We start from the raw sequence: 18834 nt of genomic DNA, 5'->3' as shown, positions 1-18834 counted from the left end.
CCTCCCTGACGCTCCGCTACCGCCCCGCGGCCGCATACGCAAGGAGGCGACGGCCCGCGCGACGGCACCCGTTACGCTCACGTCGCACCCAGTAGGCCGCAGCAGCGCAGGAGTTCCGCATGTCCGCACCCACCCCACCCCCCACGGCAGCGGGCCAGGCCGCGACGCCGGACGCCATCGTGATCGGGGCGGGCCCCGGCGGTCTGGCCGCGGCCGCGGCCCTGCGGCAGCGCGGCGTCCGCCCGCTGGTGCTGGAGCGCTCCGAACGGCTCGGCGCCTCCTGGCGCGGCCATTACGACCGCCTGCACCTGCACACCACCCGAAGACTCTCCGCCCTGCCGGGACTGGCGATACCCCGGGCGTACGGCCGGTGGGTGGGCCGCGACGACGTCGTGCGCTACCTGGAGCGGTACGCCGAACACCACGCGCTCGACATCGCGACCGGCATCACCGTGGACCGCGTCGAGCGCGGCGCCGAGGGCTGGGACCTGCCCGCCACGGGCGGCCGGGTGCTGGGCTCGCCGGTGGTCGTGGTCGCCACCGGCCACAACCACACGCCGTACGTCCCCGACTGGCCGGGCCGCGACACCTTCCCCGGCGAGCTGCTGCACGCCTCCGGCTACCGCAACGCCGGGCCGTACGCCGGCCGCGACGTGCTGGTCGTCGGCATCGGCAACACCGGCGCGGAGATCGCCGTCGATCTCGTCGAGGGCGGCGCCGCCCGGGTACGGCTCGCGGTGCGCACCCCGCCGCACATCATGCGCCGCTCGACGGCGGGCTGGCCCGCCCAGGCCAGCGGGATCCTGGTACGGCGCCTGCCACCGCGGCTGGTGGACAAGGTGGCCCCGCGCGTGGAGCGGATGAGCGTGCCCGACCTGTCGCGGTACGGGCTGCCGCGCCCGGCGGAGGGCCTGTACGCGCGGGTGCTCGACGGCGCGATCCCGGTGCAGGACGTCGGGCTGATCGACGCGGTGCGGGCGGGGCGGGTCGAGATCGTGGCCGCCGTCGAGCGCTTCGAGGACGGCGGGATCGCGCTTGCCGACGGCTCGCACGTCACGCCGGACGCGGTGGTCGCGGCGACCGGCTACCGGCGCGGGCTGGAGCCGCTGGTCGGCCACCTCGGCGTGCTGGACGGGCGGGGGCGGCCGGTGGTGCACGGGGCGCGGCAGCCGCAGGGCGCGCCGGGCCTGTTCTTCACGGGCTTCACCAACCCGATCAGCGGGATGTTCCGGGAGATGGCGATCGACGCCCGCAAGATCGCCCGCGCGGCGGCCCGGCTGCTCGTCTCGCTTCCTGACTGACGGATCCGGCGGACGGACCGGGTGGACCGACTGCGTGGACTGGGGGGACTGGACGGGCGGATCGGGCGGACCGCCCGCCCGGACGGTCAGGGGCGACCGGGCGGGCGGTCCGGTGCCGCCGCCCGTGCGTGAGCTGCGGCGCCACGGAAATCGTTCACCCGTTCGAGTGATCGTGGACGGATCGGGAACGGGCCGCGCACGGCGGTCCGTTCACACTCCGACAGCCACCGCGGCCGGAGCGGCGACCGGGGCGCGGCGGACCACCAGCGACATCAGCGCGGCCAGCGCGCACAGCGCACCGGAGGTGTACCAGACGGGATCGTACGAACCGAACGTATCGCGGGCCACACCGCCGAGATAGGCGACCAGCGCGGCGCCGACCTGATGGGCGGCCAGCACCCATCCGAAGACGATCGCGCTGTCCTCGCCGAAGTGCTCTCGGCACAGGGTGATCGTCGGCGGGACGGTGGCCACCCAGTCCAGACCGTAGAAGACGATGAACAGCACCATCGGCGGATGGACGCTGTCGGCGAGCAGCATGGGGAGGAACATGAGGGAGATCCCGCGCAGGCCGTAGTAGACGGCCAGCAGGCGGCGCGGCGACATGCGGTCGGTGAACCATCCGGAGGCCACCGTGCCGACGATGTCGAAGGCGCCGATCACAGCGAGCAGTGACGCCGCCGCGGTCACGGGCATGCCGTGGTCGTGCGCGGCCGGCACGAAGTGCGTCTTGACCAGCCCGTTGGTGGACGCCCCGCAGATCGCGAACGCGCCCGCGAGCAGCCAGAAGGTTCCGGTGCCCGAGGCCTGGCGCAGTGCGCGCAGCGCACGGCCGGCGGCACCGGTGACCGGCGGCGGCTTGGGGACGAAGTCCGCGGCACCGTACGGGGCGAGGCCGACGTCGGCGGGGTGGTCGCGCAGCAGCAGCCAGACGAAGGGGACCACGGCGACCGCGGCGCAGGCGACCGCCGCGGCGGCGGGCCGCCAGCCGTGGTTCTCGGTGATCCAGGACAGCAGCGGCAGGAAGACCAGCTGCCCCGCCGCCCCCGCAGCGGTGAGGACGCCGGTGACCAGGCCGCGGCGGGCGACGAACCACCGGTTGGTCACGGTGGCGGCGAAGGCCAGCGCCATCGAGCCGCTGCCGAGGCCGACCAGGACGCCCCAGCACAGCACGAGTTGCCACACCTGCGTCATGGAGACCGTCAGCGCCGCGCCGAGCGCGATGGTCAGCAGGGCGCAGACGACCACCTTGCGGATGCCGAAGCGGTCCATGAGCGCGGCGGCGAAGGGGGCGGTCAGTCCGTAGAGCGCGAGGTTGACCGAGACGGCCAGCCCGATCATCCCGCGCGACCAGCCGAATTCGGAGTGCAGTGGGTCGATCAGCAGACCCGGGAGGGAGGCGAACGCGGCGGCGCCGATGAGGGTGAGGAAGGTGACGGCGGCGACGGCCCAGGCACGGTGCGGGCGCGGTCGACGGCCGGGAGCGGCGGCTCCGCCGCCGGTGGCGGGGGCGGTTGCGGGGGTTGTCTGCGTCACCGGGCCAGTCTCCGGCGGCCCGCACCGGGCAGCGAGTGGCCCGATGGCCATCATGTGCAAGGATCGGGCCATGAGCCGAGCCGAGGACATGGCCAGGGACGTGGCCGGGGACGCGACCGACCGCACGACCGCCGACGGGGCCGGGAACGGGCACGGGGCCGGGGACGGAACCGGCGGCGGGGCGGGACACGGCCGCGCCGGCGTGTTCCGCCACCCCGGGCGGCACCGGGTCGCGGTGTTCGCGCTGGACGGCGTGATCCCGTTCGAACTGGGCGTCCCGCACCGGATCTTCGGCGCCGCCCGCAGCGCGGAGGGCGTGCCGTACTACGAGACGGTGACGTGCGGTCTCGCGCCGGGGCTGGTGCGGACGGACGCCGACTTCCCCATCGTGGTCGCGCACGGCACGGAGGCGCTGGCGCAGGCCGACACCGTGGTGGTGCCCGCGTCGCACGAGGTGGGCCCGGCCTACGAGGACGGGGTGCTGAGTGCCCCGCTGGCCGGGGCCGTCGCGGCGATCCGGCCGGGCGCGCGCGTGGTGTCGATCTGCACCGGCTCGTACCTGCTGGCGGCCGCGGGGCTGCTGGACGGGCGGCGGGCCACCACGCACTGGATGCACGCCGAGCACTTCCAGCGGCTCTACCCGCGGGTCACGGTGGATCCCGACGTGCTCTACGTGGACGACGGGGACGTGCTGACGTCGGCCGGGGTGGCCTCGGGCATCGACCTGTGCCTGCACATCGTGCGGCGCGACTGCGGCACAGCGGTCGCGAACGACGTCGCGCGCCGCACCGTGGTGCCGCCGCACCGCGAGGGCGGGCAGGCGCAGTTCATCCGCAGGCCGCTGCCCGAGCCGCAGCTCGCGAGCACCGAGCGGGCTCGGGCGTGGGCCCTGGACCGGCTCGACCAGCCGCTCACGCTGCGGCAGTTGGCCGAGCGGGAGGCGATGAGCGTGCGCACCTTCACCCGGCGCTTCCGGGAGGAGGTGGGCATGAGCGCGGGCCGCTGGCTGACGCAGCAGCGGGTCGAACTGGCGCGGCAGCTTCTGGAGTCGACCGACCTGAGCGTGGACCGGATCGCCGACAGGGCGGGCTTCGGCACCGCCGCCTCGATGCGGCAGCACCTCCAGCTCACGCTGGGCGTGTCGCCGACCGCGTACCGCCGCGCCTTCCAGCCGGCCGCGCCGCCGCGCTGAGCCGCGGCCGCGGCCGGTCCGGGAAGCCGGGTCCGGACGGCTGGACGGCCGGGCGGCTTGGCGGCCGGGGTCAGCTCAGGGCGGCCGCGCGCAGGACCCGGTCGCCGAGGCCGACCCGGGCCGGGCAGCCGTCGGTGTCGCCCGCCCCGCGGTCGACCTCGCACCAGATCTGCTTGCCCGCGCCCTCCGGCTGCCAGCCCCACCGGTCGGCGAGGCCGTCGACGAGTTCCAGGCCGCGGCCGCCGGTGTCGTCCTTGCGGGCGTGCCGCGGGGCGGGCGGGGTGTCGCTGGAGTCGGCGACCTCGACGCGCACCGGGGCCGCGGGCGCGGAGGAGAAGAGCATCCGCAGCACGGCGGGGCAGCCGGTGTGCACGACGGCGTTGGTGACGAGTTCGGAGATGAGCAGGATCAGCGTCTCGGCGACCGGCTCGTCGGCACCTATGCCCGACCTGACCAGCCGCGACCTCGCCCAGCGGCGCGCCCGCCCCACTTCCGCGGGGTCGACGCCCAGCTCCAGTTGCACCTGCAGCATCTGCACGTTCACACCATCCGAACCGGCGGACACCGGACTTCATGCTTCCACGGAATCACCGTGCGTGATCCCGGCCCTCCATAGCATGATTGACCGTCAGTCACCCCAACAAGCGCTTCCGTCATATTCCAGCGCAACGGAGCACGCGTGCTGCATACTGTGCCCCGCAGTGCGCCGGTCGGCGCACCGGTCAGCCGACCAGGGCTCACCCCCACCCGGCGGAACCGGGCGGCAGTCCGGGACCAGGGACGTACGCGCACCCGATGGAGCGTACCCGAGGCGGCAGCCGACTCCACGGTGTAACAAGTCACGCATCGGACACAACTCCGAGCGGACGCTCCGTAATCGGACGTCACGGGCAGCGGGCAGGGCTTTCTCAGGCGCTCAGCGGCTGGGCGGAGTCGTCGGTCGCGGCGGCCAGGTCGGGGTAGACCTCGAACAGCCGGCGCACGCCGAGTGCCGCGAGCACCCGGTTGACGTGCGCGCCCTCGTCGGCGGCCGGGCCGCCGGCGGGCAGCACGATGCGCAGCCGCCCGGCGCACGACCGCATCAGCCGCCGGGCGCCGATCAGCACGCCCACGCCGCTGGAGTCGCAGAAGCGCACGCCGGTCAGGTCGAGGACAACGTTGCGACGCCCGTCCGCGACCGCGTCGTGCACCTGCTGGCGTACCGCGGGGGACGAGACCAGGTCCATCTCGCCCGTGACCGTCATCACCGCCCAGCCGTCGTGTTCGGCCCGGGTCACCAGCACAAGGGCACACCTCTCCGCGCGGCCGGCGGGGCCGGCCTCACTGCCGACCGCACCGCGGGTGCCGGCTTCGGTATCGGATTCGTCATCACAAGGACCCTATGCCCGTTCACAGCCGTAACCCTGCAATCTTCCGGTCACACCCGCATAACAGACCGACAGAAGCGATCACATGAAGGGCCAGCTTGGTGCAAAGGGACGCATGCCACAGCACCCGGCGGGTACGGTCGGGAGGAGCGGCCACCTGGGCCGGTACGGCGGCTGCGACGCAGGGGCGAGGCGAAGGGGGCGGCAGATGGCGACACCCGCACCACCGCGCTGGGACCGCAAGATGCGGCAGCGGCTGGCGCGCGGCGAGGAAGCCGCGCTGGGCGAGCTCTACGACCGCTACGCCTCCATGGTGCACAACCTCGCCTACCGGGTGCTCGACGACGACGACGCGGCCGACCAGATCACCCGTGAGGTCTTCGGCTACGTCTGGGAGAATCCGGACGACTTCGACCCCAAGCACAGCTCGCTGCGCTCCTGGCTCGCCGCCCTCACCCAGCGCCAGTCCGTGCACCGGCTGCGGCAGTACGCCAGCCGCGGCCACTCCACCTCCGACGAGGTCGAGGCGCGCGTCCGCGAGGCCAACACCGCCGCCCGCGCCGACTTCATCGTGACCTCCATGCCCGCCCCGCTGCGTGACGCGCTCGAACTCGCCTACCGGCGGCGGCTGGACTACCGCGACGCCGCCGCCGGGCTCGGGGTGAGCGCCGACGAGTCGCGGCGCCGGCTGCGGCTGGGCCTGCAACTGCTGTCCACGGCCATGGAACCCGGCGACGCCCGGCAGACCCGCCTCCCCGAGGCGCCCGGCACCCGCGGCGCGCCCGGTGTGCCCGCGTCGGACCACCGGGGGCAGCCGTGAGCGGCGCGGCCTACAGCAACGGCGGCGGCCCGCACGGCGGCGGCGAGGGCGACGGCCTGCCCCGCGTGCCGCAGCAGCGCGACCAGCAGGGCGCCGCGCGCCCCCTGCCGCAGCCGCCCGGCCCGTACGACGCGTACGGGCCCGAACCGGAGCCGGAGTCGCGGCTGCCGCTGTACGACCACGGCACCCTCAAGTCGCTGCTCGGCGCCTGGGCGCTCACCGCGTGCTCGCGCGACGAGGCGCTCGCGGTCGAGGTGCACCTCACCGACTGCGCCGCGTGCGCGGAGGAGGCGCTGCGGCTGCGGGACGCGGTCGGCCTGCTGCACCACGAGGAGCCGCTCGATCTGGACCCGCTGCTGCGGGCCCGGGTGCTGGAAGGCTGCCTGGGCCGCCGTCCGGCCCGTATCCCGGTGCCCGAGTGGGCCGGACCGTACGACGCCGAGGCGGCCCGGCTGGACGCGCTGCTGCGCGACCTGGGCGAGACGTCCTGGCAGGAGCCGGTCGCGCTGCGCTGGTACGACAACGGGCCGGTCACCAGGAAGGCCACCGTGGGCGAGGTGATCGCCCATCTGACGTCGGTGGACGGCCTCGTCGCGGTCGCCCTCGACCTGTCGGACGCGCGCCTGCCGGACGGGGCGAACGCCGAGGGCGCCGACGGGGCGGAGGGCGGCGAGGGCGCGGAGCTGCCGCTCGACGCGGTCGGCCGCACCGAGGCGCTGTGGGCGGCGCAGCGGGCCGCGGCCGCCGAGAGCCCCGGCGCGCACGCCGCCCGGTCGGCCGCGCTGCGCGACACCTGGCGGGAGCAGAGCCACACCCTGCTGCGCACGGTGTCCTTCGCGGGTGCCGGGGCCGCCGGAGTAGCCGTCGACTTCGGGTCGTGCACGATGCCCTTGCAGGACGCCTTCGTGGACCGGGCCTTCGAGTGCTGGATCCACGCCGCGGACATCGCGGAGGCGGTGGCGTACCCGTACGACCCTCCGGCGCCGCGCAACCTGAACCGGATCATCGACCTGGCCGCGCGGATGCTGCCGGGCGCGCTGGCCGCCCGGCGGCGGCAGGGGCTCGCGGCCTCCCAGGCGCGGCTGGCCGACGCGGGCGCGCCGGGGCGCTCGTTGCTGCTGCAGATCGACGGCGCGGGCGGCGGCCGGTGGTGCCTGCCGCTGGACTCGCCGGGCGCGGTCGCCTCGCAGGACCACGCCGTCGCCGAGGTGGCGATGGACGGTGTCGAGTTCTGCCAGCTCGCGGCGGGCCATCTGGATCCGGAGCGGATCGCGATCGGGCTGCACGGCGACCGCGAGGTCGTCCGGGACGTGCTCTACGCGGCGGCGTCGCTCTCCCGGCTCTGACCGGCCCGAGGGCCGACCCGACCGGTTCCAGGACAGGACCGGCCGGTCCGGGCGGGGCGCCCCGGTCTCAGGCGAAGACCACCGTGCGGCTGCCGTTGAGCAGCACCCGGCGCTCGCTGTGCCACTTCACGGCGCGGGCCAGCGCCTGGCACTCCACGTCCCGCCCCAGGGCGACCAGCTGCTCCGGGGTGACCGCGTGGCCCACTCGCTCGACCTCCTGCTCGATGATCGGGCCCTCGTCGAGGTCGGCCGTCACATAGTGCGCGGTCGCACCGATCAGCTTCACCCCGCGGTCGTGCGCCTGGTGATACGGCTTGGCGCCCTTGAAGCTCGGCAGGAACGAGTGGTGAATGTTGATGATCTTCCCCGACAGCTCCCGGCACAAACCGTCCGAGAGCACCTGCATGTAGCGGGCCAGGACGACCAGCTCCACGCCTAGCTCGCGCACCAGTTCCAGGACCCGGCCTTCGGCCTCCGCCTTGGTCTCGCGGGTGACCGGGATGTGGTGGAAGGGCACCCCGTAGGAGCCCGCGAGCTCGCGGAAGTCGGTGTGGTTGGAGACCACGGCGGCGATCTCCACCGGCAGCGCGCCGATGCTCGCCCGGAACAGCAGGTCGTTGAGGCAGTGCCCGAACTTGCTGACCATGAGGACGACGCGCATGCGCTCGGCGGCCGGGTGGATCTGCCAGTCCATGTGGTAGGCGTCGGCGATCGCGGCGAAGCTGGCGCGCAGCTTCTCCAGATCGACGGGCGGCTCGGCGGAGAAGCTCACCCGCATGAAGAACAGACCGGTCCCGCGGTCGCCGAACTGCTGGCTGTCCACGATGTTGCAGCCGGTCATGAACAGGTAACTGGACACGGCGTGCACGATGCCCTGCTTGTCCGGGCAGGACAGGGTCAGGACGTACTGCGGGTCGGCGGGCTGCCGGGGCGGCTGATCGGTCACCCGGTCAGCCTCGCACACCGGGCCGTCGGCGCGCCGCTGTGTCCGTCACGCGGACCTGGTGTAGATGGCGAGCACTTCCAGCGAGCGCGGCGCGATCTCCGGATCCTCCCCGTCCGCGCGGGCCATGAGGACGTGCGCGTCCCGTGCCGCGCGGACCGCGTCGGGCCATCCGGCGTGCTCCAGGTAGGCGGTCACGGGCGCGTCCGCGCCCACCTGGTGCAGGATCTTCAGCACCCGCAGCACCGCGACGTCGACCAGCGCCGCCTCCTGTGCGTCGCGGAATATGGTGCCGACGTACTTGTCGGCCGACCAGTTGTCGAGCCAGGTGTCCTCGACCAGCCGGTAGACGGCGTCGGTGACGTCCCCGTAGCCCGGACGGCCGGCCTGCCACACCTCGCGCTGGAAGACCGGATCGCTGATCATGTGCAGCGCCGAGCGCACGTTGCTGCGCCAGCGCCACCACGGCATGTCGTTGACAGGCATGCCTCCCATCGTGGAGGAGACACGGCCGCGGCGGGAAGACTTCTCGGAACCTTGCACGGCCGGTCATCGTACGCAATCGAACTGCGCCACCTGTAATTCACCTGAAAGTGACCGCCCGTTTGGGTGCGATCACCCTGACGTTGGGCGCGGACCACCATCTTCCGTAACCATGACCGAACGGCGCATACGCAGGGTTCGCCACGTTGTCGTCCCGCTGCTGGCCACAAGTGCGCTGCTCAGCGGCTGCGGCGTGCTCCCCGGGAACTCGGGGGGCTCGACGGGTCCCGTCGTGGTGATGACATGGGCACCACAGGGTACGAAGGCCACGAACATGCCGGGCATGGTGGCCATGGCCCAGGCGTACGAGAAGTACGTCAACGACAACGGCGGGCTGAACGGCCGCAAGCTCAAGGTGCTCACGTGCAACGAGCGCAACGACGCCGTCGCCGTGTCCGACTGCGTGCAGCAGGCCGCGGCCGCGCACGCGGTCGCCGTCGTCGGCTCCTACAGCGAACAGGGCCGGGCCTTCACCACCGCGCTCGCCTCGACCGACATCCCGTACATCGGCGGTTACGGCATCACGCAGGACGAGTACCTCAGCCCGCTGTCGTACCCGGTCAACGGCGGGCTGCCGGCGCTGCTCGCGGGCAGCGGCGAGCAACTGGCCGAGACCTGCAAGAAGGTGGCGCTGGTGCGCCCCGACTCGATCACCGGCGACCAGTTCCCGATCTTCCTCGACCAGGGTCTGAAGTCCGGCGGCCACGCGCCCGCGCGCGACCTGCTCGCCAAGGACGACGCCTCGGAGTATTCCGAGGTCGCCGAGCAGGCGGTGGGCGACAACAAGGCGAGCGGCTGCGTGTCGGCGGTGCTCGGCGACCACACCAGCACCTTCTTCGACTCGCTGCGCCGGCTGGGCGACGACAGGCCCAAGGTGCGGCTGTCGTCGGTCATCGGCAGTGTGCAGCAGTCCCTGGTGAACGCCACCGGCGGTGCGAACAGCCCGCTGGAGAACGCCCTCGTCACGGACTGGTACCCGCCGGCGTCCGACCCGAAGTGGGCGGAGATGAAGTCGGTCGTCGACAAGTACGCCTTCTCCGACGACCGCATCGATGTCGCCGACCCCGGCGTGCAGACCACCTGGATCGCCTACACCGCCTTCACCAAGGTGGTCAGGGCGATGGACAAGGGCACCGCGGTCACTTCGGCGAGCGTCGAGCGGGCCTTCGACCGCACCTCGGGACTCTCCACCGGCGGGCTCACCCCCGACCTCGGCTGGACCGAGAACGACCTGCTCAACCTGCCCGACCACGTCCGGCTGAGCAACGCGAAGGTCACCTACCAGGTGATCACCGGCGGCAAGCTGGTGCAGCAGAAGCCCGGATTCGTGGACATGGCGCCGACGCTGCGGACGGCGACCGCCCTCGGCTGACGCCCCCGCGGGCTCGGTCCGGCCCGCCCGGGGCACGGGCCGCACCGGCAAGGGTCAGAGCTGGCTGTACTGGCGCTTGGTGAGGTTGTACGTGGCCGCGATGGAATTCCACAGCTTCACGGCGGTCTTCTTCTGGGCGGTCGCCGTGCCGCTCTCCTTGTTGCCCGCCTGCGCCTCCGCGGTGGTGCGGGCGTGGCCGCCCTTGCAGACGCTGCCGTTGCTCGCCGCCTGGTCGGCCCACGCCGCGTAGTGGCCGTCGGCGGACGAGGACGCCTTCCAGGCCTTGGTCAGCGCCGTGGTCAGCTCGTCGTGCTGGGGGAGCTTGTCGACCTTGAGGGCGTCGAGCTGGGTCACCAGGCCGTCGCGCTGGGACGCGGCCGAGCGCAGGTCGGCCGCGGCGCCGGGGAGGTTCTTGCAGCCCCTGATCGACTCGACCGCGCTGACCACCGAACTGCGGCTCGCACCGCTGGAGGCCAGCAGCGCGTCCAGCGCCTTGGCCTGCGCCTCGGCGGTGTCGGCGCCCGCACCGGCCTTCTTGCCGTCGCCGTCGGCCGTGCCGCCGGGGGCGCTCGCGGCGGTCGCGGACGGCCTGCCGGCGTCGGACTTCGTCTTGCCGCCGCCCCCGCTCATCATCCCGCCGACCACGAGGCCGGCCACCACGCAGCCCGCCACGACGATGCCGATGAGCACCTTGGGCGAGATGCGGCGGCCGCGGTGGTCGTCGTCGTCCGCGTAGCCGTCGTAGCCGTCGTAGCCCTGGTAGCCGTCGCCGCCGGGACCCTGCTGCCACTGCTGCTGCCCGCCCTGCTGCCGGTCCCGGCCGTCGTGCGGCTGGAGGATGCGCGGGCGCATCGGCTCGGGGGCGGGGACGTCGCTGCGGAAGAGGTGGTCGTAGTCGCTGTCCGGCTGCGCGGGCTGCTCGAAGGCCGCCGGGTCGGTGTACTGCTGCTGGCCGCCGTACGACTGCTGGTCCGGGTACGGCGCCTGCCCGGGGTAGCCGGCCTGCTCCGGGAACTGCTGCGGGGCGGGGGCGCCGTGGCCGTACTGGTCGTAGCCCTGCTGCTCCTGGAAGACCGCCAGCGGCTGGGTCGCCTCGGCGGGCGCGGGCTCACCCGGGCCGCCCGCCGGGTAGGGCGGCAGCATCTGCGTGGCCTCCGCGGGCTCCAGCGGCTGCTGCGGCGCCTGGCCCGGGAAGGCGGACTGCTGGGGCGCCAGGCCGGGGAACGGGCCCTGCGCGGGCGGCTGGGGGGCCTGGCCGGGGAAGGACGCGGGGGGCTGGGCGGGCGCCTGCGGCGGGGCCGCGGGTACGGGCGGCGGGGCGGCGGCGGGGCCCGCGGCCGGGTAGGGCGGCAGCATCTGCGTGGCGTCCGCGGCCTCCACGGGCTGCTGGGGGAGCTGCGGCGGCATGCCGGGGGCTCCGGCCGGTTCACCCCACGGGGTGCCCGCAGCGGGCTGCACGTGCCCTCCGTACGTCTGCGGCTGCCCGGTGGGCTGGACGGCGCCTGAGTACGGTTCGGGCGTTTCCTCGCCGCGTCCGCTGCTGTGCATCGCCGTTGACTCCCGCCTTCACCAAGTGTCGGACGAGCGCACACGCTACCGGGTCAACCTGGAGGGGGGCCACGAACCCGAACGGGTGAGCGCCTGGCATGGCCGCGGACCGGTGGTCCGCAGCGCCGCGGAGGGCCGCGGCGCCGGGATTTCCAGCGCTTTGGACGCGCCGGTGAAAACGGTGTCGGTACGGTAACGATTCGGTGTGCTCCGGCCCGTTCACCGTTTCACGCGGCGTGTTCCGGCGCCGTCCGGCTCTGACTCACGCCGCCTCCTGTGCCTCCAGCCGGGCGCCGAACTCCCGTACCGACGGCTCGGCCGAGAAGGGGTCGAGACGGCGGCGGAAGTCCTCCAGGTATTCCGCGCCGCGGTCCGAGCGCAGCCCCGACAGCAGGGCCACCGCCTGGGTGCCGGTGTGGCAGGCCTGCTCGATCTCCCGCTGCTGCACCTGCGCGTCGGCCAGCAGCAGCATGTCGATGGCCCGCCGCCGGGTGCGGCTGACCGGGTGCGCGGCCAGCGCCTCCTCCGCGCGCCGGGCGGCGGGCGCGGCCTGGCCCAGGTCGCGGTGGCAGTGCGCCAGTTCGTCCGCGAGGTAGGCGTGGTCGAAGTGCGCGATCCACGCCGGGTCCTGGTCCGGCTGAGAGCGCTCCATGGCGCCCACCGCGAGGCCCGCGACCGTCGCAAAGGTACGCGCGTCGCCGAGCAGCGCGTGGCCGCGCGCCTCGGCGGCGTAGAACATCGCCTCCGCGGTGTGCCCGACCTGGCCCCTGGCGCCTTCCTGGGCGGCGCGGGCGAGTTGGGCGATCTCCCGGGGATTGCCGAGGGCCGCGGCGAGGTGGCTCATGCTCGCCGCAAGGATGTAGCCGCCGTACCCGCGGTCGCCCGCGGCCTGCGCGAGCCGCAGCGCCTGGATGTAGTAGCGCTGCGCCAGGCCCGGTTGGCCGGTGTCCACCGCCATGTACCCGGCCAGTTCGGTCAGCCGGGCCACCGCGGAGAACAGCTCGCGGCCCACCGACTCCCGGTAACTGCCCGCCAGCAGGCCCGACACCACGCTGTTGAGGTAGTGCACGACGACCGGCCGGACGTGGCCGCTGCCGAAGCGGTGGTCCAGGTCGGTGAGCGCCTGGGTGGTCGCGCGGACCGCCTCGACGTCCGAAGCACCCACCCTGGCGCCGCCGTTGCGGGCCACACCCTGGTCGGGGCGGGTGATCAGCCAGTCCCTGCTGGGCTCGACCAGCGCGGAGGCGGCGACCGTGGAGCCGGTCAGGAACTCCCGGCGGCCGACGTCACTGCGCCACAGCTCGCAGACCTGCTCGATCGCGCCGAGCACGGTCGGCGCGAAGTGCAGGCCGATGCCCGTCGCCAGGTTCTTGCCGTCCGCCATGCCGATCTCCTCGATCGACACGGCACGGCCGAGCTTGCGGCCGAGCGCCTCGGCGACGATGCCCGGCGCCCTGCCGCGCGGCTGCTGCCCGCGCAGCCAGCGCGCCACCGACGTCTTGTCGTAGCGCAGGTCGAGGCCGTGTTCGGCCCCGCACATGTTGACCCTGCGGGCGAGCCCGGCGTTGGAGCAGCCGGCCTCCTGGATGAGCGACTGCAGCCGCTCGTTGGGCTGGCGCGCCACAAGTGGTCGTGCGGCCATGGTTGTCCCCCTCGTCCTCGTCGACCCGTCCCGGTGACCGACGTCCGTTTACGGCTCCGCGGTGCGCTGCGCCGCGGCCCGACTGCGGTGTGCCCGGCGGGCGTTCGCATCGCCCGGTGGCACGTCCCGCATGGCTGTGCGGCTCCGCTGGGCGATACTTTCCCAGTCCGTGGCCGGGAAATGCCCCGCTTTGCGGGATTTCACCGGCAAGCGCCGATGCCTGCTCCCACTGACTACCCGTCACCAGGCCCCGGCGCTCGCGCGCGCCCCCGTTAGTGCATCCGTGCGCCTGCCATGACCCAGCCCGCGACCGCCCGTAACCCCCGGCCACGAGGGGGTGTTGAGCACCGCGTGGACAAAAGCAACCCACCCCCGCCCCGGCTCACGGGCGACCTGGCCGAGGCGGCTGTCCGCTACGCCGAGGACCGCCAGTGGGACGTCCTGCCCGGCACCTGGCTGGAGGCAGACCCCACCGGTGCGCCCTGCTGCTCCTGCAATTCCCCCGACTGTCCGGCGCCCGGCGCACACCCCACGCGCCCCGACTGGGCGACGGGGGCCAGCGGCGCGGTCGCGGCGGTGCGGCACATGTGGCAGAAACAGCCGCGCTCCTCCGTCCTGCTGCCCACCGGGCGCTCCTTCGACGTCCTGGAGGTGTCGGAGGACGCGGGCTGCCTCGCGCTGGCCCGAAGCGAGCGGATGGACCTGCCGCTCGGACCGGTGCTCGGCGCCCCCGGCCGCCGGATAATGTTCTTCGTCCTGCCGGGCAGTGGCGACAAGGTGCCCGACACGCTGCGCCGTTTCGGCTGCCGGCCCTCGACGCTCGACCTCTCGGTCCGCGGCCGGGGCAGCTGGGTCGTCGCCCCGCCCACCAGAACCGTTCCTGCAGGGGCGGTGGTGTGGGCCCGCCGCCCCGTCCCCGCGAACCGCTGGCTGCCGGACGCCACCCAGGCGCTCGGCGCGCTCGCCTACGCGTGCGCCCGCGAGGCGACGGACGCCGCGCGGGCCGGAACCGCCCCCGCCCACCGGCCGCCGGCCGGCGCCGGGACCGCTGCCGCGCCCCCGCGGGGACGCTGAACTCCCGCCGGACGGGGGCGGTTCCACGACCTCCCCGGTCCGGCCGCCGACCCCGGCTGGCCGTCACCCAGCGCGAGAAACGGTCACTGTCAGTGGCCCCGTCTAGGGTGTCATTGTCCGTGGGGAGCCGCGGCGCAGGGCACGGGGCAGGGGGAGGCGGCAGGTCATGGCCGAGTCGGAGCAGGGAGCACAGCGGGGCACACCGCTGCCGTACTACGGCAACCGCGCGGAGGGGGCCGGCGGGCAGGAGGAAGGGCCCGTCCCCGCGGTGCGGGTGCGCGGGCTGTGGAAGCAGTTCGGCACCCAGGCCGCCGTGGCCGGTGTCGATCTCGACCTGCCCGCGGGCCTGTTCGTCGGTTTGGTGGGGCCGAACGGGGCGGGGAAGACGACGACCCTTTCCATGATCACCGGACTGCTCCGGCCGGACGACGGCCTGGTGCAGATCCACGGCCACGACGTGTGGGCGGACCCGGTCGCGGTCAAGGCCAGGATCGGCGTCCTCCCCGAGGGCCTGCGGCTCTTCGAGCGGCTGTCCGGACGCGAACTGCTCGCCTACACCGGACGGCTGCGCGGCCTGCCCGGCGCCGAGACCGACCGGCGCGCCGCCCAGCTGCTGGACGTGCTGGACCTGACCGGCTCCCAGAACAAGCTGGTGGTGGACTACTCGACCGGTATGCGCAAGAAGATCGGCCTGGCCGCGGCGCTGCTGCACAACCCCGACGTCCTCTTCCTCGACGAGCCGTTCGAGGGCGTCGACCCGGTGTCCGCGCAGGTCATCCGCGGGGTGCTGGAGCGCTTCACCGGCGGCGGCGGCACGGTCGTCTTCTCCTCGCACGTGATGGAGCTGGTGGAGAGCCTGTGCGACTGGGTCGCGGTCATGGCCGCGGGCCGGATCGTCGCCCGCGGCACCCTCGCCGAGGTGCGCGGCGGGTCCGGCAGCCTCCAGGACGCCTTCCTGTCGCTGGTCGGCGCGAACCGCTCCGGCGGCGAGGGCCTGGAATGGCTGGGCGGCGGCGCGCGATGACCGCCACCACCGCTCCCCCGCCCGCGCCCGCGGCCGCCACGCCGGTGACCGCCGTCTTCGTCCGGCTCAAACTGACGCTCCTGCGCAACGGACTGCGGCAGTCCACCGGGCGCACGGTCGGCTGGTGCGCCGGCGTCGGCCTGGCCCTCGTCTTCACCCTCGCCAACACCGCGGCCCTGCTCTCGCTGCGGCACAGCGAGCACGCCCCGGCCGTCGCCGTCACCGTGGCCGTGGTGCTCGCCGTGGGATGGGCCGTCGTACCGCTCTTCTTCTTCGGCGGCGACGAGACCCTCGACCCGACCCGCCTCACCATGCTGCCGCTGCGCCCGCGCCCGCTGCTGACCGCGCTGCTCGTCTCCTCGCTCGTCGGCGTCGGCCCGCTGCTCACCGCGCTGCTCATCGCCGGCGCCGTCGTGTCCCTCGCGTACGGGGCCGCGTCCGCCGTCGTCGCCGTACCCGCCGCGCTGCTGCTCCTCGCCCTGTGCGTCTCCCTCTCCCGGGCCGTCGCCGCGGCCAACACCCGGCTGCTGACCAGCCGCAAGGGCCGCGACCTCGCGGTGCTCAGCGGCGTCTTCGTGGCGATAGGCGCGCAACTGGTGCGGATAGGCGCGGATTCGCTGTCCGGCGGGAACGGGCTGGACCACGCCGACTCCGCGCTGTCCGTGGTCCGCTGGATACCGCCCGGCACCGCCGTCGACGCCGTCCGCTCCGCCGACCGCGGCGCGTACGGCCTGGCGGCCCTGCAACTCGCCCTGACCGCGGTGGTGCTGGCCGCGGTGCTGCGCTGGTGGCACCACAGCCTGGTGCGGCTCATGGTCTCCCCCGACGCGTCCACGATCTCCGCCGCCCCGGAGGAGTCCGCGAGCCGCGCGGACGGCGCCGGACGCACCCGGCGGCTGCCCTGGCCGCGGCTGCCCGAGGGGCGGACGGGCACGGTCGTGCAGCGGCAGTTCCGCTACATGTGGCGCGAACCGCGCGCCAAGGCCTCGATGGTGACCGGACTCGCGATCGGCCTGCTGCTGCCGGCCGTCGCCGTCTTCCAGCACGGCAGCGTCTACCAGTGCCTGTGGGCCGCCGGGTTGCTCGGCGTCCAGATGTTCAACCTGTTCGGCACGGACGGCTCCGCCTTCTGGACGGTCGCGGCCACGATCGCCGACCGCCGCGACGCGGAACTGGAACTGCGCGGACGGGCCCTCGCGGTCGGTGCGATAGCCCTGCCCTACGTCACCGTGGTGACGGTCGGCGCGGCCCTCGTCCTCGGCCAGGCCGGTTCGCTGGCCGAGACACTGGGGGTGTCGTACGCGTTCCTCGGCGCCCTCGTCGCCACCGGGTGCGCCGCGAGCGTGCGCTACCCGTACGCGCTCCCGCACGACAACCCGTTCGGCTCCGCCGCACCCGGCCAGAGCAGCCTCGCCGGCCTCAACCTGCTCGGCGGCACACTCGCCGCGGCGGTGCTGTGCGTGCCCGTCTTCGTGCCCGTCGTCGTCCTCCACGTGACCGGCCACCACGGCCTGCTCTGGCTCGCCCTCCCGGTCGGCATCCTCTACGGCGGGGCCCTCGCCGCCCTCTCCCTCCGCCTCGCCGCGCCCCGCCTCCTCGTCCGCCTCCCCGAAATCCTCGCCGCGGTCCGCCTCTAGCCGGCGGGGCTTCCCCCTTCGCCGGGGGCGAGCGTCTTGCGCTGCCGGGCACGCGTTTTTAGGGGCGCGGGGAACTGCGCGCGCAACCCACCACCGGCCGGTGGTCCGGACACGACAGCAACTGCCCCTTTCGGACGGTGACTACCCGCGCCCCCGGTGGGGGCGGGCCGCGCAGTTCCCCGCGCCCCTGAAAACGGCCGCCCGGCGCGGCTGGGAAGTGCTCATCCGCGGCGCAGCCGCAGTGTGGAGGCCAGGGCCAGGAGGGGGAGGACGGCGCCCAGGGCCGTCGTCAGAGGCCAGCCGCCGAGGTGGTACGCGGCGGAACCCGCCTGGGAGCCCACCGCCCCGCCGACGAAGAACGTGGCCATGTACGCGCTGTTGAGGCGGGCACGGGCGCCGCCGTCGAGGGCGTAGACGACATGCTGGCCCAGGACGAGCGTGGTCTGGACGGCCATGTCCAGCACCACCGCCGCCGCGCCCAGCGCGAGCACACTGTGCCGCCCGGCCGCCGCGAGGCCGAACGCGGCCGCGGCGGCGACGAACGCCGCGGCGGTCATCGGGCGGACCAGGCCGCGGTCGGCCCACCGCCCGGCCAGCGGGGCGATGAGCGCGCCGCCCGCGCCCGCGAGGGCGAACAGCCCGACCTGCCACTGGCTGTAGTGGAAGGGCGCGGCGGTGAGGACGAAGGAGATCGTCGTCCAGAAGACGCTGAACGCCCCGAACATCGCCGCCTGGTACAGCGCCCGGCGGCGCAGCGCCGGATGAACCCGCAGCAGGCGCAGCGTGGAGCGCAGCAGTGCCCCGTACGGCAGCGCCGCCGCGGGCTGCCGCGGCGGCAGGGCGGAGCGCAGCACCAGCGTGAGGACGGTCATGAGCGCCGCCGAGCCGAGGTAGACGGCGCGCCAGCTCGTGGCGTCGGCGATCAGGCTGCCGACCGTGCGGGACAGCAGGATGCCCGTGAGCAGCCCGCTCATCACCTGCCCGACGACGCGTCCGCGGCTCGCGTCGGGCGCGAGATCGGCGGCGTACGGCACGAGGATCTGGGCGACCGTCAGCGTGCAGCCCAGCACGAGGGACGCGGCGAGCAGCACCCCGAAGTCCGGTGCGAGGCCGGCCAGGGCGAGCGCGGCAACGGTGAGGGTGAGCAGCAGCGTGGCCAGCCGCCGCTTCTCCAGCACGTCGCCGAGCGGCACGACGAGGAGCAGCCCGAGCGCGTAGCCGAGCTGGCCGGCGGTCACCAGACTGCCCGCGGTGACCGTGCCGATGTGGAAGGACCGGCGCAGCTCGCTGAGCAGCGGCTGCGCGTAGTAGAGGTTCGCGACGGTCAGGCCGCACGCGACGGCGAGCAGCACCACGAGGCGGCGCGGCGGGCCGTCCTGCGGCGCCGCCGCCGGGGCCGGGCGGTGCCCGCTTCCCCGGGCGAGCTTCGCGAGGCCTGCGGGGCCGTTCGGCTGGGACATCGTCACCTCACTGAGCGGAGTTCACGGCA

16 protein-coding genes are annotated in these 18834 nt (G+C 74.2%); 8 read left to right on the top strand and 8 right to left on the bottom strand.

Going from position 1 to position 18834, the window contains the following annotated elements; genetic code table 11:
- Positions 1-119 precede the first annotated feature (119 nt).
- The gene (locus ACWERV_RS16550) at positions 120-1301 is read left to right on the top strand and encodes a flavin-containing monooxygenase (RefSeq protein ID WP_452933383.1); all 1182 of its coding nucleotides are present in this window, start codon (positions 120-122) and stop codon (positions 1299-1301) included.
- A 210-nt stretch (positions 1302-1511) separates the two neighbouring features.
- On the opposite strand, the gene ACWERV_RS16545 is transcribed toward ACWERV_RS16550, so the two are convergent.
- Complete coding sequence (locus tag ACWERV_RS16545) at positions 1512-2837, bottom strand: MFS transporter (protein WP_452933381.1); 1326 nt, start codon at positions 2835-2837, stop codon at positions 1512-1514.
- A gap of 70 nt (positions 2838-2907) precedes the next feature.
- Here ACWERV_RS16545 and ACWERV_RS16540 point away from each other — a divergent pair, with 70 nt between their 5' ends.
- The gene (locus ACWERV_RS16540; RefSeq protein WP_452933379.1) at positions 2908-4029 is read left to right on the top strand and encodes a GlxA family transcriptional regulator; all 1122 of its coding nucleotides are present in this window, start codon (positions 2908-2910) and stop codon (positions 4027-4029) included.
- A gap of 70 nt (positions 4030-4099) precedes the next feature.
- On the opposite strand, the gene ACWERV_RS16535 is transcribed toward ACWERV_RS16540, so the two are convergent.
- Both ACWERV_RS16535 and ACWERV_RS16530 read right to left on the bottom strand, forming a co-directional pair.
- Complete coding sequence (locus ACWERV_RS16535) at positions 4100-4567, bottom strand: ATP-binding protein (protein ID WP_452933377.1); 468 nt, start codon at positions 4565-4567, stop codon at positions 4100-4102.
- A gap of 370 nt (positions 4568-4937) precedes the next feature.
- The gene (locus tag ACWERV_RS16530; RefSeq protein ID WP_452933375.1) at positions 4938-5312 is read right to left on the bottom strand and encodes an STAS domain-containing protein; all 375 of its coding nucleotides are present in this window, start codon (positions 5310-5312) and stop codon (positions 4938-4940) included.
- A 292-nt stretch (positions 5313-5604) separates the two neighbouring features.
- Between ACWERV_RS16530 and ACWERV_RS16525 the strand changes: the two genes are divergently transcribed.
- Positions 5605-6216, top strand: a complete 612-nt coding sequence (locus ACWERV_RS16525) for a sigma-70 family RNA polymerase sigma factor (protein ID WP_452933373.1) — start codon at positions 5605-5607, stop codon at positions 6214-6216.
- A complete protein-coding gene (locus tag ACWERV_RS16520; protein WP_452933371.1) occupies positions 6213-7562 on the top strand; it encodes a maleylpyruvate isomerase N-terminal domain-containing protein in 1350 nt (449 codons plus the stop codon). Before ACWERV_RS16525 ends, ACWERV_RS16520 begins: the two co-directional genes overlap by 4 nt.
- 67 nt (positions 7563-7629) lie before the next feature.
- On the opposite strand, the gene purU is transcribed toward ACWERV_RS16520, so the two are convergent.
- Together purU and ACWERV_RS16510 are read right to left on the bottom strand one after the other, a co-directional pair.
- A complete protein-coding gene (gene purU, locus ACWERV_RS16515) occupies positions 7630-8508 on the bottom strand; it encodes a formyltetrahydrofolate deformylase (RefSeq protein ID WP_452933369.1) in 879 nt (292 codons plus the stop codon).
- A gap of 45 nt (positions 8509-8553) precedes the next feature.
- Positions 8554-9000 carry an SCO4402 family protein gene (locus tag ACWERV_RS16510; protein WP_452933368.1) on the bottom strand — a complete coding sequence of 149 codons (447 nt, stop codon included), beginning with the start codon at positions 8998-9000 and terminating at the stop codon, positions 8554-8556.
- 286 nt (positions 9001-9286) lie between these two features.
- Between ACWERV_RS16510 and ACWERV_RS16505 the strand changes: the two genes are divergently transcribed.
- Entirely contained in the window at positions 9287-10420 is a 1134-nt protein-coding gene (locus tag ACWERV_RS16505; protein WP_452933366.1) for an ABC transporter substrate-binding protein, read from the top strand.
- A gap of 54 nt (positions 10421-10474) precedes the next feature.
- Here the strand turns inward: ACWERV_RS16505 and ACWERV_RS16500 are convergent, their stop codons facing one another.
- Entirely contained in the window at positions 10475-11878 is a 1404-nt protein-coding gene (locus tag ACWERV_RS16500) for a hypothetical protein (protein WP_452933364.1), read from the bottom strand.
- Positions 11879-12230: 352 nt separating this feature from the next.
- Positions 12231-13610: a transcriptional regulator gene (locus tag ACWERV_RS16495; protein ID WP_452933362.1), complete on the bottom strand. Its 1380-nt coding sequence runs from the start codon at positions 13608-13610 to the stop codon at positions 12231-12233.
- A gap of 351 nt (positions 13611-13961) precedes the next feature.
- Here ACWERV_RS16495 and ACWERV_RS16490 point away from each other — a divergent pair, with 351 nt between their 5' ends.
- From ACWERV_RS16490 to ACWERV_RS16480, 3 genes are all read left to right on the top strand, one after another.
- A complete protein-coding gene (locus ACWERV_RS16490; RefSeq protein ID WP_452933360.1) occupies positions 13962-14684 on the top strand; it encodes a bifunctional DNA primase/polymerase in 723 nt (240 codons plus the stop codon).
- A 166-nt stretch (positions 14685-14850) separates the two neighbouring features.
- A complete protein-coding gene (locus ACWERV_RS16485; RefSeq protein ID WP_452933359.1) occupies positions 14851-15708 on the top strand; it encodes an ABC transporter ATP-binding protein in 858 nt (285 codons plus the stop codon).
- Positions 15705-17345: a transporter gene (locus tag ACWERV_RS16480; protein ID WP_452933356.1), complete on the top strand. Its 1641-nt coding sequence runs from the start codon at positions 15705-15707 to the stop codon at positions 17343-17345. Before ACWERV_RS16485 ends, ACWERV_RS16480 begins: the two co-directional genes overlap by 4 nt.
- Before the next feature lie 221 nt (positions 17346-17566).
- Here the strand turns inward: ACWERV_RS16480 and ACWERV_RS16475 are convergent, their stop codons facing one another.
- The gene (locus tag ACWERV_RS16475) at positions 17567-18805 is read right to left on the bottom strand and encodes an MFS transporter (RefSeq protein WP_452933354.1); all 1239 of its coding nucleotides are present in this window, start codon (positions 18803-18805) and stop codon (positions 17567-17569) included.
- Between the last annotated feature and the right edge of the window lie 29 nt (positions 18806-18834).

Source organism: Streptomyces sp. NPDC004031 (assembly GCF_053604375.1).
Note: the sequence above shows the minus strand (reverse complement) of the source record. Positions and strands in the feature narration are given on the sequence as shown.

What these genes read in the sequence shown, in the direction of transcription:
- ACWERV_RS16550 (WP_452933383.1), top strand. Translation starts at nt 120, where the DNA reads ATGTCCGCACCCACCCCACCCCCCACGGCAGCGGGCCAGGCCGCGACG.
- ACWERV_RS16540 (WP_452933379.1), top strand. Translation starts at nt 2,908, where the DNA reads ATGAGCCGAGCCGAGGACATGGCCAGGGACGTGGCCGGGGACGCGACC.
- ACWERV_RS16525 (WP_452933373.1), top strand. Translation starts at nt 5,605, where the DNA reads ATGGCGACACCCGCACCACCGCGCTGGGACCGCAAGATGCGGCAGCGG.
- ACWERV_RS16510 (WP_452933368.1), bottom strand. Translation starts at nt 9,000, where the DNA reads ATGGGAGGCATGCCTGTCAACGACATGCCGTGGTGGCGCTGGCGCAGC.
- ACWERV_RS16505 (WP_452933366.1), top strand. Translation starts at nt 9,287, where the DNA reads ATGACATGGGCACCACAGGGTACGAAGGCCACGAACATGCCGGGCATG.
- ACWERV_RS16495 (WP_452933362.1), bottom strand. Translation starts at nt 13,610, where the DNA reads ATGGCCGCACGACCACTTGTGGCGCGCCAGCCCAACGAGCGGCTGCAG.
- ACWERV_RS16485 (WP_452933359.1), top strand. Translation starts at nt 14,851, where the DNA reads ATGGCCGAGTCGGAGCAGGGAGCACAGCGGGGCACACCGCTGCCGTAC.
- ACWERV_RS16480 (WP_452933356.1), top strand. Translation starts at nt 15,705, where the DNA reads ATGACCGCCACCACCGCTCCCCCGCCCGCGCCCGCGGCCGCCACGCCG.
- ACWERV_RS16475 (WP_452933354.1), bottom strand. Translation starts at nt 18,805, where the DNA reads ATGTCCCAGCCGAACGGCCCCGCAGGCCTCGCGAAGCTCGCCCGGGGA.